Source organism: Pedobacter panaciterrae (genome assembly GCF_013204795.1).
In the GTDB taxonomy this organism is placed as follows: Bacteria; Bacteroidota; Bacteroidia; order Sphingobacteriales; family Sphingobacteriaceae; genus Pedobacter; species Pedobacter panaciterrae.
In genome coordinates this window covers 17,257-31,721 of record NZ_JABMKW010000012.1, presented here as the reverse complement: position 1 = coordinate 31,721, position 14,465 = coordinate 17,257, and the positions used below count along the sequence as shown (strand labels likewise).

Below are 14,465 nucleotides of genomic sequence, written 5' to 3'. Positions count from 1 at the left end.
CCCGATTATTTATGAAACGAATCTACTCTAAGTGTTTATGTATTGTTATTTTGTTAGCTCTTTTTGGAACCTACGCATGTAAAAGCCCGCTAGGGAAATATACAAGCCCAAAGGGTTATGACTTAACTAAACCTGATAAGTTCAATATGCCATCGAGTCTGCTTGAAATATCAGGTATTGCCTTTCACGACAGTAATAGCGATACGATCTATAGCATTCAGGATGAAGAAGGTAAATTGTTCAGGCAAAAATGGGATGTGAAAGAACAAAAGAATATGAAATTTGGCTCCAGAGGAGATTATGAAGATGTCAGTATATTTCATGATAGGGTTTTTGTACTCAAAAGTAGTGGAGCCCTTTATTCTTTTCCTTTTTCTGAGGCAATCAAAGAAAAATCTGACCTTGTAAAGGAATCTAAGCACCTGGTGCCAAAAGCTGAATACGAAAGCTTGTATGCCGATGCTGCTACCAGCAAGTTATATATCTTATGTAAAAACTGCCCAGAGGATAAAAAAGCCAAAAAAGCAACAGGGTATATATTAGATTATCAACCAGCTCAGGATACATTAATTGCCTCAGGTAGTTTTAAGATTGATTTAAAACAACTTAAGGCTGTTTATCCTAAATTTAAAAACGACTTGCGGGCTTCAGCAATGGCCAAAAACCCTAAAACAAATGAATGGTATATTATTTCATCGGTAAGTAAACTATTGGTTATTACTGATGATAAATGGAAAGTAAAAGCCGCCCATCATTTAAGCTCATCGGTATTTAACCAGCCTGAAGGAATTGCATTTGATAAAGATCTAAATCTGTATATCTCTAACGAAGGAGATGAGTTAACAGACGGCAACATTATAAAATTCAAGTATACTCCTTAGAGGCAAACAGAATCGGATTAAATAATTACCTAGGTTTTACCTATTATGCAAATACAGGTGCTACCTTTGACAAGTTATTTTTATTTATATTAAAGAATTTATTTCAGCGCTTTAATGTTGTTATTAAGGTTCTGTAACGAATAGATCAATGCAATCAATAACATTAAATCTAAATCAAACAATAAAGGAACCCGGAAAACATCCGATAGGTGCGGATATTAAATTGTCCCTAAATCCGTTTATTGAATATATTCAAAAAAGAGCGAACAAGGAAAAAACAGCCAAGATTAACTTTTACAGATATATCCTTGAGCAATTTAATCATTATCCGGAGCTCAGAAGTCCGATACCCCCAGAGAACGCTAAAAATTATGCTACGCTTTTTGAATTAATTTATACCTCATTATCGCCTATTATTAATGATGAAAATCAACAATTCTGGGCAATAGGTACACCTATTTCTCCATGTTTTCATTATGGTACTGATGCATTTTATAGTGTATTCATGGAACCGTCAATGTGTAGTTTAAAGTCAGACCTGAGTTTACCATCCAAAAAGGAAATGGATAAAAATCTTCTGGCCACCTTTTATAATCTTATTCTTGAGAAATTTTACAACTTCTCTTTAAGCAATAACAAGTTCACCATTAAATCAATTATAGATCCTAAAACTCATTTATTGAAGTACTACCGCTTAAATGTGGATACCAGGTTTTTGGATATCAGGGCAAAAACAAAACTGCCTGAATATAACTTAAAAGATGTTAAAGATTATATTAAAGATGAACGGAACTCACTAAAGATATTAACAAAACTAATACCACCTGATATCTTTAGTATTGAGGGGATATCAATTGTAACCTTAACTGATGTTACGGATGAGTATGCCCTGGAAACAGTCAAAAACCTCGTTATTGAACATAATGAGTCTCAGAATGGACAACATAGCAGGGATATAGCTACTGCGCTGAAAACCCTTGTAGGATCTGATGAAGTAAACTTTGGGATGCTACCTTATCTTAAATTAAACAAAAAACTGCTGATCAATGATCAATCAGGTTTTCAAAGTAAGGTAGTTCAGTTGGCAAAAGAAAAGGGTATGGATGATACTGAATATTCTAGCCTTATAGAAGACTATCTTGACCATCCGCGAACATTAATTTTTCCGGATATAGCAGACGAAGAACCGGAAGTTTACCCTATGCTTAGTCTGCTAGATGAGGTAGGTATTAAGTCGTATGCCTTGTTTCCGTTGTTTTATAATGGAAAACTTGTTGGAGCTCTTGAGTTATACACAAAAGATTCTACCAAATTTAATGGAAACACTCTTACAAAAATAGAGGCAGCGTTTCCTTTACTGGCTCAGCTCTTCCATAACATAATTATAGATTTTAATAACGAAATTCAGGATGTAATAACAGATAAGTTCACTGCTTTGCAGCCTTCTGTTCAGTGGCGTTTCCACGAAGCAGCCCTTAATTACATACAATCGGGTGCCAGAGACAGAAATCTGCCTATTGAACCTATTTTCTTTAGAAATGTATATCCGTTTTATGGAGCTGTAGACATTAGAAACTCAAGCATTCAACGTAATGCAGCAATTAGGAGGGATCTGTATGTACATTTCGAGATTCTTGAAGAAACACTTAATGCTGTGAGGAATACTGTTTCGGCTTGTAAGGAAAGCGATATACCCCTTGAAGCAGCAATTTGGAAATATAAAGATCTTGATGAGCTTTCAGATCGGGAAATCTTAAAAACGGAAGACTATTTGCAGAGACAAATACCAACCTCACTAAATCATCTGCGAGATACACATCCTGAAATAAAAAGCATAATAGATAGATATTTCATGCTTACAAGTGTTAACGGAAAAGTATTTGAAAACAGAGAACGCTACGAAAAAAGCATGCAAATGATAAATGTTGCGGTAACACGCCATCTTGATGAATTTAATACAGAAATTCAGAATATTTATCCAAGCTATTTTGAGAAGTTTAGAACGGATGGTGTTGAATTTGATATTTATCTTGGACAATCTATTGCGCCTAGAATTCCGATGTCTGAAGATTTACTTGGTACATTCCGATTGAAACAGTTGAGGGTATTAGCTGAAATTGCTCAAACAACCAGTAATTTAGGTCCATATTTTTCTTTACCTCTTGAAACAACACAGCTTATTTTCGTTTACGATAAGCCTATTGATGTGAGCTTTAGGATTGATGAACAAAGATTTGATGTGGAGGGTAGTTACAATATTCGTTATCAGATGGTAAAAAAACGGATTGATAAAGCCCATATCAAAGACACATCAGAGCGGTTAACACAGCCTGGTAAAATATCAATTGTGTATTTTAACAGTTCAGAAGCCAGAGAATATCTGGGCTATATAAAAAAGCTGCAGAACGTGGGTTTACTGAACAATGATCTTGAATATTTAGAAATAGAAGAATTACAAGGTGTAGAGGGATTAAAGGCGCTGAGGATAGGAGTAACCTTAAAAAGAATAATTAACTAATATGCGCCCTCTAAAGAAGCTCTTAAGTGCTGTTTTTATTACCTTGTCTATCCCTGCTTTAGGGCAGGCACAGAAACAGGCAGATTCCATTACAGTTGCTATAGCACCCGAGTATAATAGCGTGAGCGGTTTTCACCGGTTTTGGCTGGGCGAAAGTTATCGCAAAATATGGGCAACGCCAGTAAAAGTTCGCATTATAGATCTTCAGAAAGAAAAAGGAGGACTAAAGATCGTTAAACTTGGGGGGGGGATGCAAACCCGCTCTTTACGGTTAGTAGATCCGACGGGCAGAGAGTACGCTTTAAGAACGATACAGAAGTATCCGGAACAGGGCTTGCCTGAAAGTTTAAGGCCAACTATCGCAAAAGACATTGCTCAGGACCAGGTTTCAACTAATCACCCTTTTGCGGCGTTAATTGTTCCTCCTTTGGCAGAAGCGCTTGAGCTTGCCCATTCTAAACCAGAGATCGTATACGTAGCAGATGATCCGGGACTTGGAGAGTATAGAGAAAAATTTGCAAACGCCGCTTATTTATTGGAACCAAGGTCGCCTTTTGAAGAAGAAACCGACAACACAGCTAAAGTACAGCGTAAAATACAGGAAGACAATGATCATACATCAGACCAGAAGCTAACACTTAGGGCCAGATTACTGGATTTTGTTTTGGGAGACTGGGACAGGCATGAAGATAACTGGCGCTGGCTGGCTCAGAAAGAAAAGGGTGAAACCACCTATATTCCTGTTCCCAGAGATAGGGATAAGGTGTTTTATAAAACTTCAGGTGTATTTCCATGGGTTCTTAACCATCAATGGCTCAAATCTCATTTGCAGCCTTATAGTGACAATATCAGAGATGTAAATCATTGGAACTTTAATGAGCGGTACTTTGACAGGTATTTTTTAAACGAGCTTAGCGAACAGGACTGGAAGGATGCTGTTAAGTTTGTTCAGGGAAAACTAACTACTGAACTTATTAATACGTCTTTCAGGCAAATGCCGGATACAATATTTAAGCTTAGTGGTAGTCAGTTAATTGGTCACTTTATATCAAGAAGAGATAAACTGGATACGCTTGCTTTACAGTACTATAAGTTTTTATCCATAAATGTTGACGTACCTACCTCTGATAAAAAAGAGTTTTTTGATGTTAATTACACCGATAACGGAAATGTTGAAGTTACGGTATATAATATCAATAAGGAGGGCAAGAATGGAAGATTGGTATATAAAAGAACATTTGACCCTAATATAACCAAAGAGGTTAGGTTGTTTGGAATGGCAGGTGAAGATGTATTTTCCGTAAGGGGAAAAGAAAACACTAAGATAAAAGTTAGGATGATTGGAGGGAGCGATGCAGATAAGTTCCAGGTTGCACAAGATGTTTCAAATAAGCCCTTCATTTATGATCGTTCTGACGAATCAAATGAATTACCGGATAAAACAAAGACAAAGATGCGCCTTGCAAATGATACCCTGGTAAACAGGTTTGATAAGAATGCGTTCTTATACGATAGGTCCGGGCCGCTTTTTAATTTTAATTATAACATTGATCAGGGTGTACAGATTGGTTTGGGTTACATCATAGAAAAACAAGGCTTTAGAAAGGAGCCATATGCTTCAAAACATGAGTTTTGGGCCAATTACTCTACTGGTAGGAAATCGTTTATTCTAGACTATCTTGGTGATTTTAAAAAGGCCGTAGGTAATAATGATCTTGTAGTACATGCAAATTTGCTGGGACCTAACAACTTAAGTAACTTCTTTGGCATTGGAAACAATTCACAATATCTCGATTTGGATAACGATGATGATGAGGGACCAGATAGAGAAGATGGGATTTCTTATTACAGAAATCGTTACGACTATTTAAATGTAGATGTAAGGCTCAGTAGAAAACTCACCAGGTATTTAAAAATTGAAGGCGGAGTATTGGGATCATTTTATACAAGTACAGCATCTGGAAATGAGGAACGTTTCTTTAATGATTATAATGCCGCCCATCCGGAAGAAGAGATATTTTCAGATAAGTACTACGCCGGTTTTGTAGCGGGATGGACTTACGACAGTCGTGATAATATTGCAAATCCTAAAAAAGGGTTGTACTGGAAAACGTCTTTAACCGCTCAGCAACGGGTTGATAAAACCAACGATCGTTATGGATCTGTAACTACAGAATTCCGTTTCTACATTAATCCTGGGAAATCAGGTTTAGTGTTTGCAAATAGAATAGGAGCAGGGACTGTTGTGGGCGATCCGGCTTTCTTCCAGCACATGCAAATTGGCGGTGTTAATAGTTTAAGAGGTTTTAACAGCAAAAGATTTACGGGGACCACTATGGCTTACCATAACCTTGATATGAGATTAAAGCTGTTTAATTTTACTTCCTATCTGGTTCCCGGAACTGTTGGGATGATTGGTTTTAACGATGTAGGTAGGGTATGGGAAAAAGGAGAGTCATCTGCAAGATGGCACCATGGTTATGGCGGTGGCTTGTATGTGCTCCCTGGCGAAGTACTTTTGATACAGGCAACACTCGGATTCTCGAGAGAGGCAACGATGCCATATTTTTCAATAGGATTTAACTTTTAAAATAAAAAAAGGCCATTAAATTCAAATGGCCTTTTTTATTTTACTCTGCCTCGTGATCAATCAGTATCTTTATTTCATGATCTGAAATGGTAATCAAGCGGTCCTTATATAGGCCACCAATTACCTTCTTAAATGCATTTTTACTGATTTTAAATCGCGCATATATTTCTTCTGGAGTACTTTTGTCGCCTAAAGCAATTACGCCGCCACTTTCTTTTAATTCTTCCAGAACGCTATCCTTTGTATCAAGAATATGACCATAGCCCATTGGTTGCAGACTTAAATCAATCTTGCCTTCAACACGGATCTTCTTGATCCAACCTTTTCTTAGTTCACCTGGATTAAGCACATCAAACAATTCGTTAGTGTACAACAACCCAATATACTTATTATCAACAATTGCATTATATCCAAGATCAGAACGGTCCACAATAAGTAAGCTTACTTCATCACCCTCTTCTAAATCTATATCTTCTTCCTCAACAAAGTTGGTTAACCTGGAAGACGCAACCATACGGTCATTGCTTTCATCAAGAAAAATATAAACTACATGGCGGTCTCCTTTAAACATTGGACGTTTCTGCTCTCTTTTAGGAACGTATATATCCTTATCAAGACCCAAATCCATAAAAGCACCGTCCTCACTGTCATCAACAACAGTTAAATAAGCAAAATCACCCACACAAGCCAATGGCTTTTTGGTAGTACCCATTAACCTGCCATCTTTATGAACATAAACGAATACGGTTATGTTGTCGCCTATTTCGGCATTCTTTGGAACATCATTATAAGGAAGTAATACTTCTTTATCTCCTTCGGTTAAAATAAGGCCGGCTTCTGTTTTGTTTATTATTCTTAAATCGTTGTATTGTCCTATTGCTATCATGGTCACTATGTTGAATCATTTCCGATAAACCAGAAATGATTGTATTTACTTATGAACTGCAAAGGTAGCATTACTGAATGGGTAAATTGCTAAGTGAGCCCGGCTGTATGCAAAAATACTTTTCAATTTCGAGTGCAACATGATAAGGGATGTCTTCCTTTGAGTCTGTGGATATATAACTGTAATTGTCTAATGTATTAATACACTTGCCAATTCTCTTCGGAAGCTCTTTTCTCATAGCCTTATATGCACTATGAGTCAAACTGTTCGTTAACTCAAGAATTTTGAATTTCTTTGGTCCTGTTTTGTCGTGAATCTTTTTAACTGGTATCTGATTTTTACTTGTACTGTTTTTATTTGCAATCTGTTTTTTCATTTTGAACTTTTTGAGTTTTTTTATGAGTTATTTAAGATTGTAGATCTACACTGAAAGTCTATATAGAAAAGAATATATAGTGGTTGAAATATTGAAAAAAAATATTTTATTTATTAAGACTCAGAATATAGATTTGAGCATCTGTTCTTGTTTTTAGCAAGTTATAAGCAATTTTACTTCTTAAGCCACTGGTGCAGCAAAGCACAATTTTTTTATCTTCAGGGATCGAATGCAAATGATCATTAAGCTCATATAATGGGAAATTATATCCACCGATATTGTATTCATCAAATTCAAAATCCTCTCGTACATCAATTAAAAACAGAGAAGAATCTTTTTCTTTTAGATATTCAAATGCTTCCAGGTTTATTTCTTCATAGCCATTTTTAGCAGCAGTCGAGGCAACTGATTCATAAACCGACTCAAATTTCTTATCAGAAGTTGAATTAGAGTCAATGGCGTTTACACTTTTTCCTATATTAAGGATCAATGAAGAATTGTCGAGCACATTAAGAATGAGTAATTTACCCGATAGCACTTCGCCAAAACCACAAATTAGTTTGATGGTTTCATTAGCCATATAACTGCCTATTATCCCCGGTAAGCTGCCAATTACGCCACCTTCATCACAATTTGGAACTTCATCAGCAGCCGGCGGTTCAGGAAATAACGCCCTGTAATCCACACCTCCGTTATAATTAAATACAGATACCTGACCTTCAAATTTAAAGATAGAACCAAATACCAATGGTTTGTTTAAAGCAACGCAGGTATCATTAACCAGATAACGGGTAGGGAAGTTATCAGACCCATCCACTACGAGATCATAATCCTGAATTAACGAATTGGCATTATCCAGTTCAATTTTAAAAGGGTAGGAAACGAGATTAACATGCGGATTAAGTAGCTGCAGCTTATTTACTGAGGTATCTGCTTTACTTTTTCCAATATCAGTAGTATTAAAGAGTATCTGTCTGTGTAAGTTACTTTCATCTACAGTATCATGATCAACAACACCAATTGTGCCTATGCCGGCTGCGGCAAGATAAAGCAACACCGGAGAACCCAGGCCACCGGCTCCAATAACCAATACTTTGGCAGCTTTTAGCTTTTGCTGACCCTCTATACCCAGTTCTGGTAATAGAATCTGTCTGTTATATCTCTTTAATTCAGCGCTATCCATGGTTAATTAGTTTTTTGTTAAACTGACATCCCAATCTTTCCATACCGGTTCATAACCTTGGGAACTAATCATTTGGGCTATCTCTTTTGCGTTGCGCTCGTCAGAAATCTCAAATTGTTCTAACGACTGTGGCTCAACGGCATACCCACCAGGGTTAGTTTTAGAACCTGCACTTATAGATGTGATCCCTAATTTCACAATATTATTCCTAAAAACGATGGATTCACGTGTAGAAATTGATAATTCTACTTCCTCATTATATATTCTATAAGCGCAGATAAGTTGTACCAACTCTTTGTCGTTCATCACAACTTTAGGCTCCAAGCCGCCGCTAAATGGACGTAAACGCGGAAATGAGATGCTGTATTTACTCTGCCAGTACCTTTTTTCAAGATAAGTTAAGTGCATTGCTGTAAAAAAGGAATCTGTTCGCCAATCTTCCAAACCTATAAGCACGCCTAATCCCATTTTATGAATTCCGGCCTGTCCCAATCTATCCGGCGTTTCCAATCTATACTGAAAATTGGATTTTTTCCCCTTTGGGTGATGTTTTTTATAATCATCCTGATGATAAGTTTCCTGATAAACAAGAACCGTATTTAACCCATAGGGTGTAAGTTCTTTATAATCTTCAGTATCCAATGGCTGAACTTCCATCGATATATGAGAAAAGTGAGGCTTAATAAGTTCCAATACTTTTTTAAAATATTCGGTATGCACGGTTTGGTTCGCCTCGCCGGTAACCAGCAACACGTGGTCATATCCCATGTCTTTAATTACGGCGATTTCCTGCATAATTTCCATCGAAGACAGCGTTTTCCTTCTTACCTTATTGTCGTAACTAAATCCGCAATAAGTGCAAATGTTATTGCATTCGTTAGAAAGATAAAGCGGCACATACATTTGAATCGCCTTACCAAAACGCTTAAGGGTTAACTGCTGACTCATCTGTGCCATTTGTTCCAGATATGGAGCCGCTGCGGGCGAAATAAGCGCTTTGAAGTCTTCTAATGTTCTTTGAGAAGAATTTAAGGCACGCTCCACATCAACACTAGTTTTGGCATAAATGCTTTTACTGGTCTCGTCCCAGTTGCAGGATTGGAAGAGGTTGGTGAAGTTAGTCATCTAAAAATGAGGTTAATGGGCTGCTGGCCACAGCATGTAAATTAACAGAACCAAGTTTAGCCTCAAAAGCCATTCTTCCGGCCTCTACGGCGATCTTAAAAGCCCTGGCCATCTGTTCAGGATGTTGTGAAACTGCAATGGCAGTGTTCACCAAAACCGCGTCAGCACCAATTTCCATAGCCTTTGCAGCATCAGAAGGAGCACCAATTCCGGCGTCAATAATTACAGGAACATTACATTGGCTGATGATGATTTCTAAAAAGTCTATTGTCTTTAAGCCCTTATTACTGCCAATAGGAGAGCCCAAAGGCATTACAGCCGATGTCCCAGCATCTTCCAATCGCTTACACAAAACCGGGTCGGCATGTATGTAGGGAAGTACAATAAAGCCCAGTTTTGCCAGTTCCTCTGTGGCTATTAGTGTTTCGATTGGGTCGGGCATTAAATATTTAGGATCTGGATGAATCTCAAGCTTAATCCAGTTGGTTTCTAACGATTCTCTGGCCATTTGAGCCGCAAAAACTGCCTCTTTTGCATTGCGGACACCAGAAGTGTTAGGTAAAAGGTTAATATGAGGATGATTTAGATGTATTAAAATATCATCGTCATTATCTTTCAGATCAACTCTTTTTAAAGCCACAGTTACTAGCTCCGATTCCGAAGCAAGCAATGCTTTTTCCATTTCAGTAGCTGAACTGAACTTTCCGGTTCCCGTAAACAAACGGGATTTAAATGTTTTGTCTGCTATTTTTAACATAATAGTTAGTTATTAATGGGGTTTAAAACCTTTAGCGCACTGTACATTTGTGCAAGCTCAGCGGCAGGATCATTTGCATTGGTTAGTGCACCAGATAATGCCACACCATGAACCCCAGTTGTCATAATCAAAGAAATATCATTCAATTCTATACCTCCAATTGCAATAATAGGAGTGGTGATGCCAGCTATAGAAACCTGTTTCATAATCGCTTCATATCCTTCTAAACCAATTATAGGGCTTAAATTTTGTTTGGTATTGGTAAACCGATAAGGGCCTAATCCTATATAGTCAGCTCCCTCGGCAACCCTTTGTTTAACATGCTCAAAAGTGTTTGCCGTACCACCAATAATCATTTGCCCGCCTACAATACTTCTTGCTTCTGCAATTGGCATGTCGGTTAAACCTAAATGCAACCCATAAGCGCCAGCTTTTAGGGCAATTAACGGATGATCATTTACAATTAACCTTGCTCCATAAGCTTTGCAAAGTGCATTGGCCTTAATAGCCAGTTCGAGAATTACATTCTCAGGCTTGTTTTTAACCCTCAGTTGTATCCACTTTGCACCCGCAATAAGTGTTTTATTAATAGCATCTAAGTGACTGATGTTTTCAGTTTCCTGTGATATGTAGTGTAGTTTATCAATCATAATGAATGGTACCCAAGTAGGGTATTGTTACTGTTTAAGAATTTTTCGATATATAATTTAGCATTGCCGCAAGCTTGTTTTAAAGGATAACCAAGTGCAACATTTGCAGCAATCGCTGCCGATAAAACACAGCCAGAGCCGTGTTTTTGATGAATTTGATCAACCCCCGAGCTAAACTCATAAGTATCATCCTGCTCATATAGATAATCAGTGCCGGGTGCAGCAATGCTATGTCCTCCTTTTAATAAAACCGCGCAGTATTGTGCCCAAAGCTTAGCGGTATGGCTTACATCCATTGCCTCAGCACCTAAACTTAGCATTTCATTGTAGTTCGGAGTAATCAAGTCTATCTGTTCAAGTACAGGCGATAATATTTCCATCCCATTCGCCCAGTCGTGAAATTCATAACCGGAGCTTGCCTTTAATACCGGGTCTACAATGATCTTTAAATCAGAATCTTTAGCTCTTAGGAAACTGACCACCTCTTGCAAAACAGAGACATCTTTTATCAGTCCTATTTTACAAGCCGACACCTTAAACCGAGCCATTAAAGGCTCCAGCTGTGCAATGATTTGAAGTGAATCCAACCAGTTGTTCTTTAAAAATTCGCTATCGGTTTGCACTGTCAGTGCACTGCAGATGCCAAAGCCATAAACATGGTGTTGCTCAAAACACTTTACATCGGCCAAAACACCGGCACCTGCACTGGGGTCAAATCCCGCAATACTAATTGCATATGGTCTGTTTGCTATCATCTTTCCTGTATACGTTTAAAATTACTGATCGCTTTAGAAGGGTCATTCCAAATAAAACCAAGTACGGCCACTCCATCAAAACCTATTAAACTGAGCGCTTCGGCGTTTTCAGCATCAATTCCACCCAGTGCGATCAGTTTTGTGTTGTTTAAACGCTGTGGTAAACTAAAGTCCCGATTAAGCACACCAGCATACCCTGGTTTGGATATGCTGTTAAACACCGGCCCAAAAAAAGCATAGTCAAATTCTTGCAAATTATTAATATCCTCAAGCTGATGGATAGATGTACTCAATACAGTGTCATTAAAGTTAAGCATCGTTTTAGCCTCCTGTAATTGTTTCCTATGCGCCTCCTTGTAATGCAGCCTGTTAATCCCAAAGTCGCCTGCAAGCTCATGATAATCATGTAATGCAATCCTGCTATGATACGCCTCATCTATTTCAGAAATCAGCTGATTATAGTGCGCTCTTGTATATGAATCTTTTCTTAAGTGAAATATATCTAATCCACTTTCAAACAGTTTATTAATTATATTTGATTCATTGTCAACCATACAAGGATTTGCAATAACAATTACATTCATCTACAAATAGATTTCGCTGCCTTTCTCTGTAAATTCTTTCGATTTTTCTGCCATCCCTTTTGCCAGTGCATCTTGTTCATCAACACCCTGCTTTGCGGCATACTCCCTAACATCCTGAGTGATCTTCATCGAGCAGAAGTTAGGCCCGCACATCGAGCAGAAGTGGGCGATCTTTGCTCCGTCAGCAGGTAAAGTTTCATCATGAAATTCCTTTGCCGTATCCGGATCAAGAGAAAGATTAAACTGATCTTCCCATCTAAATTCAAATCTTGCCTTACTTAAAGCGTTATCTCTGTACTGCGCACCAGGATGGCCTTTTGCTAAATCGGCAGCATGAGCGGCAATTTTATAGGTAATTACACCATCTTTAACGTCTTTCTTATTTGGTAAGCCGAGATGCTCTTTTGGGGTAACATAACACAACATTGCAGTCCCAAACCAACCTATCATGGCAGCACCGATGGCTGATGTGATGTGATCATAACCCGGAGCAATATCAGTAGTTAGTGGGCCTAATGTATAGAACGGAGCTTCAGAACAATGTTCCAGCTGTTTCTCCATGTTTTCTTTAATCAGGTGCATCGGTACATGACCAGGACCTTCAATTATAGTTTGTACATCATGCTTCCAGGCAATTTTGGTTAGTTCACCAAGCGTTTCCAATTCAGCAAACTGAGCTTCATCGTTAGCATCGGCTATACAACCGGGCCTTAAACCATCGCCTAAAGAAAAGGACACATCGTATGCCTTCATGATCTCGCAGATTTCCTCAAAATGAGTATAAAGAAAGCTTTCTTTATGATGTGCAAGGCACCATTTAGCCATAATGGATCCGCCCCTTGATACAATTCCGGTTACCCTTTTTGCCGTAAGCGGGATGTAGCGCAACAACACACCAGCATGTATAGTAAAGTAATCTACACCTTGTTCGGCCTGTTCAATTAAAGTATCCCTAAACAGCTCCCAGGTCAAATCTTCGGCTTTTCCATTAACTTTTTCTAAGGCCTGATATATTGGAACTGTTCCAATTGGAACCGGAGAATTTCGAATAATCCATTCGCGTGTTTCGTGGATGTTTTTTCCGGTTGATAAGTCCATTATCGTATCTGCACCCCATCGGCATGCCCATACTGCCTTTTCAACTTCTTCTTCAATAGAAGAGGTTACGGCCGAATTACCGATGTTGGCGTTGATTTTAACCAGGAAATTACGGCCAATAATCATTGGCTCTAATTCAGGATGGTTAATGTTACAAGGAATTACCGCCCTGCCCGAAGCCACTTCCTGACGAACAAACTCTGGGGTAATGTATCCCTTTGGGGTATTTGCGCCAAAGCTATGACCTTTATGCTGATGACTCATTACATCGTATTGTGCACCCAGTTGCTCATTTAAAAGATCTATTCTTTGGTTTTCTCTAATAGCAATGTATTCCATTTCGGCAGTAATGATGCCTTTTTTTGCGTAATGCATTTGAGAAACATTAGCGCCATTTTTTGCCTTGTAAGGTTTGTTGATATAAGCAAAACGCAACGAATCCAATTTGCTATCGGCCAGGCGCTGCTGACCATAATCAGAAGAAATGTGATCTAACTGCTCAACATCTTGTCTGTTAGTAATCCATTTTTCTCTTAATCTAGGCAGACCTTCTCTTACATCAATATGTGCATTTGGATCGGTATAGGGGCCGCTGGTGTCATAAATTGTTACCGGAGGGTTTGGTTCTGTTAAACCGAAGCCATTGTGGATTTTGGTATCGCTTAAGCTAATCTCGCGCATGGCAACTTCAATATCGTGCAATTGTCCTTTTACAAAAATCTTACGTGAGGCAGGGAAGGGACTACGGCTGATCACTTCTTCGGTTGGAGTTTTTTCACTTTTCATAAATACTTTAATTTATAATGAAGGATTGATTTAATACATGATTGGGGCATTAACCACCCTGGGTGGCTTTAATTAGGATTACCTGATCGCCATGTTTTAGCTCATGTTCGGCCCAGGCAGACTTAGAAATAATGGTTTGATTGATGGCTACAGCGATACCTTTAGCCTGAACGTTAATAACAGACAGCATTTGTTCTACAGAACAAGGGTTGTTAAATTGGTAATTTTGTTGATTTACAGTTATTTCCATCTTTAGCTAATTTGGAAAAACTATAG

Annotated in this window: 13 protein-coding genes; 3 read left to right on the top strand and 10 right to left on the bottom strand. The window is 38.2% G+C overall.

From position 1 onward, the window contains the following. Positions 1-11: 11 nt before the first annotated feature. From HQN86_RS07250 to HQN86_RS07240, 3 genes are all read left to right on the top strand, one after another. Positions 12-881 carry an SdiA-regulated domain-containing protein gene (locus HQN86_RS07250; RefSeq protein ID WP_172660360.1) on the top strand — a complete coding sequence of 290 codons (870 nt, stop codon included), beginning with the start codon at positions 12-14 and terminating at the stop codon, positions 879-881. 148 nt (positions 882-1,029) lie between these two features. Beyond that, entirely contained in the window at positions 1,030-3,399 is a 2,370-nt protein-coding gene (locus HQN86_RS07245; RefSeq protein WP_172660359.1) for a GAF domain-containing protein, read from the top strand. A gap of 1 nt (position 3,400) precedes the next feature. After that, on the top strand, positions 3,401-5,989 hold the full coding sequence (locus HQN86_RS07240; protein ID WP_172660358.1) for a BamA/TamA family outer membrane protein: 2,589 nt from the start codon (positions 3,401-3,403) through the stop codon (positions 5,987-5,989). 40 nt (positions 5,990-6,029) lie between these two features. On the opposite strand, the gene HQN86_RS07235 is transcribed toward HQN86_RS07240, so the two are convergent. From HQN86_RS07235 to thiS, 10 genes are all read right to left on the bottom strand, one after another. Next, positions 6,030-6,875, bottom strand: a complete 846-nt coding sequence (locus HQN86_RS07235) for a CvfB family protein (RefSeq protein ID WP_172660357.1) — start codon at positions 6,873-6,875, stop codon at positions 6,030-6,032. Positions 6,876-6,945: 70 nt separating this feature from the next. After that, the gene (locus tag HQN86_RS07230) at positions 6,946-7,251 is read right to left on the bottom strand and encodes a hypothetical protein (protein ID WP_172660356.1); all 306 of its coding nucleotides are present in this window, start codon (positions 7,249-7,251) and stop codon (positions 6,946-6,948) included. A gap of 106 nt (positions 7,252-7,357) precedes the next feature. After that, positions 7,358-8,434: a HesA/MoeB/ThiF family protein gene (locus tag HQN86_RS07225; RefSeq protein ID WP_172660355.1), complete on the bottom strand. Its 1,077-nt coding sequence runs from the start codon at positions 8,432-8,434 to the stop codon at positions 7,358-7,360. A 6-nt stretch (positions 8,435-8,440) separates the two neighbouring features. Continuing rightward, complete coding sequence (thiH, locus tag HQN86_RS07220) at positions 8,441-9,559, bottom strand: 2-iminoacetate synthase ThiH (protein ID WP_172660354.1); 1,119 nt, start codon at positions 9,557-9,559, stop codon at positions 8,441-8,443. After that, positions 9,552-10,316, bottom strand: a complete 765-nt coding sequence (locus HQN86_RS07215) for a thiazole synthase (RefSeq protein ID WP_172660353.1) — start codon at positions 10,314-10,316, stop codon at positions 9,552-9,554. The genes thiH and HQN86_RS07215 overlap by 8 nt, the downstream gene beginning before the upstream one ends. Positions 10,317-10,321: 5 nt before the next feature. Beyond that, on the bottom strand, positions 10,322-10,966 hold the full coding sequence (locus tag HQN86_RS07210) for a thiamine phosphate synthase (protein WP_172660352.1): 645 nt from the start codon (positions 10,964-10,966) through the stop codon (positions 10,322-10,324). Continuing rightward, positions 10,963-11,721, bottom strand: coding sequence for a hydroxymethylpyrimidine/phosphomethylpyrimidine kinase (locus HQN86_RS07205; protein WP_172660351.1), 759 nt, complete (start codon positions 11,719-11,721; stop codon positions 10,963-10,965). The genes HQN86_RS07210 and HQN86_RS07205 overlap by 4 nt, the downstream gene beginning before the upstream one ends. Then, positions 11,718-12,305, bottom strand: a complete 588-nt coding sequence (locus tag HQN86_RS07200; protein ID WP_172660350.1) for a thiamine phosphate synthase — start codon at positions 12,303-12,305, stop codon at positions 11,718-11,720. Before HQN86_RS07200 ends, HQN86_RS07205 begins: the two co-directional genes overlap by 4 nt. Beyond that, positions 12,306-14,189, bottom strand: coding sequence for a phosphomethylpyrimidine synthase ThiC (thiC, locus tag HQN86_RS07195; RefSeq protein WP_172660349.1), 1,884 nt, complete (start codon positions 14,187-14,189; stop codon positions 12,306-12,308). Between the two features lie 49 nt (positions 14,190-14,238). After that, positions 14,239-14,439, bottom strand: coding sequence for a sulfur carrier protein ThiS (gene thiS, locus HQN86_RS07190; protein ID WP_172660348.1), 201 nt, complete (start codon positions 14,437-14,439; stop codon positions 14,239-14,241). Positions 14,440-14,465 lie beyond the last annotated feature (26 nt).

Excerpts from the sequence above, each read along its gene's own strand:
- HQN86_RS07250 (WP_172660360.1), top strand. The coding sequence starts at position 12 with ATGAAACGAATCTACTCTAAGTGTTTATGTATTGTTATTTTGTTAGCT.
- HQN86_RS07245 (WP_172660359.1), top strand. The coding sequence starts at position 1,030 with ATGCAATCAATAACATTAAATCTAAATCAAACAATAAAGGAACCCGGA.
- HQN86_RS07240 (WP_172660358.1), top strand. The coding sequence starts at position 3,401 with ATGCGCCCTCTAAAGAAGCTCTTAAGTGCTGTTTTTATTACCTTGTCT.
- HQN86_RS07235 (WP_172660357.1), bottom strand. The coding sequence starts at position 6,875 with ATGATAGCAATAGGACAATACAACGATTTAAGAATAATAAACAAAACA.
- HQN86_RS07230 (WP_172660356.1), bottom strand. The coding sequence starts at position 7,251 with ATGAAAAAACAGATTGCAAATAAAAACAGTACAAGTAAAAATCAGATA.
- HQN86_RS07225 (WP_172660355.1), bottom strand. The coding sequence starts at position 8,434 with ATGGATAGCGCTGAATTAAAGAGATATAACAGACAGATTCTATTACCA.
- thiH (WP_172660354.1), bottom strand. The coding sequence starts at position 9,559 with ATGACTAACTTCACCAACCTCTTCCAATCCTGCAACTGGGACGAGACC.
- HQN86_RS07215 (WP_172660353.1), bottom strand. The coding sequence starts at position 10,316 with ATGTTAAAAATAGCAGACAAAACATTTAAATCCCGTTTGTTTACGGGA.
- HQN86_RS07210 (WP_172660352.1), bottom strand. The coding sequence starts at position 10,966 with ATGATTGATAAACTACACTACATATCACAGGAAACTGAAAACATCAGT.
- HQN86_RS07205 (WP_172660351.1), bottom strand. The coding sequence starts at position 11,721 with ATGATAGCAAACAGACCATATGCAATTAGTATTGCGGGATTTGACCCC.
- HQN86_RS07200 (WP_172660350.1), bottom strand. The coding sequence starts at position 12,305 with ATGAATGTAATTGTTATTGCAAATCCTTGTATGGTTGACAATGAATCA.
- thiC (WP_172660349.1), bottom strand. The coding sequence starts at position 14,189 with ATGAAAAGTGAAAAAACTCCAACCGAAGAAGTGATCAGCCGTAGTCCC.
- thiS (WP_172660348.1), bottom strand. The coding sequence starts at position 14,439 with ATGGAAATAACTGTAAATCAACAAAATTACCAATTTAACAACCCTTGT.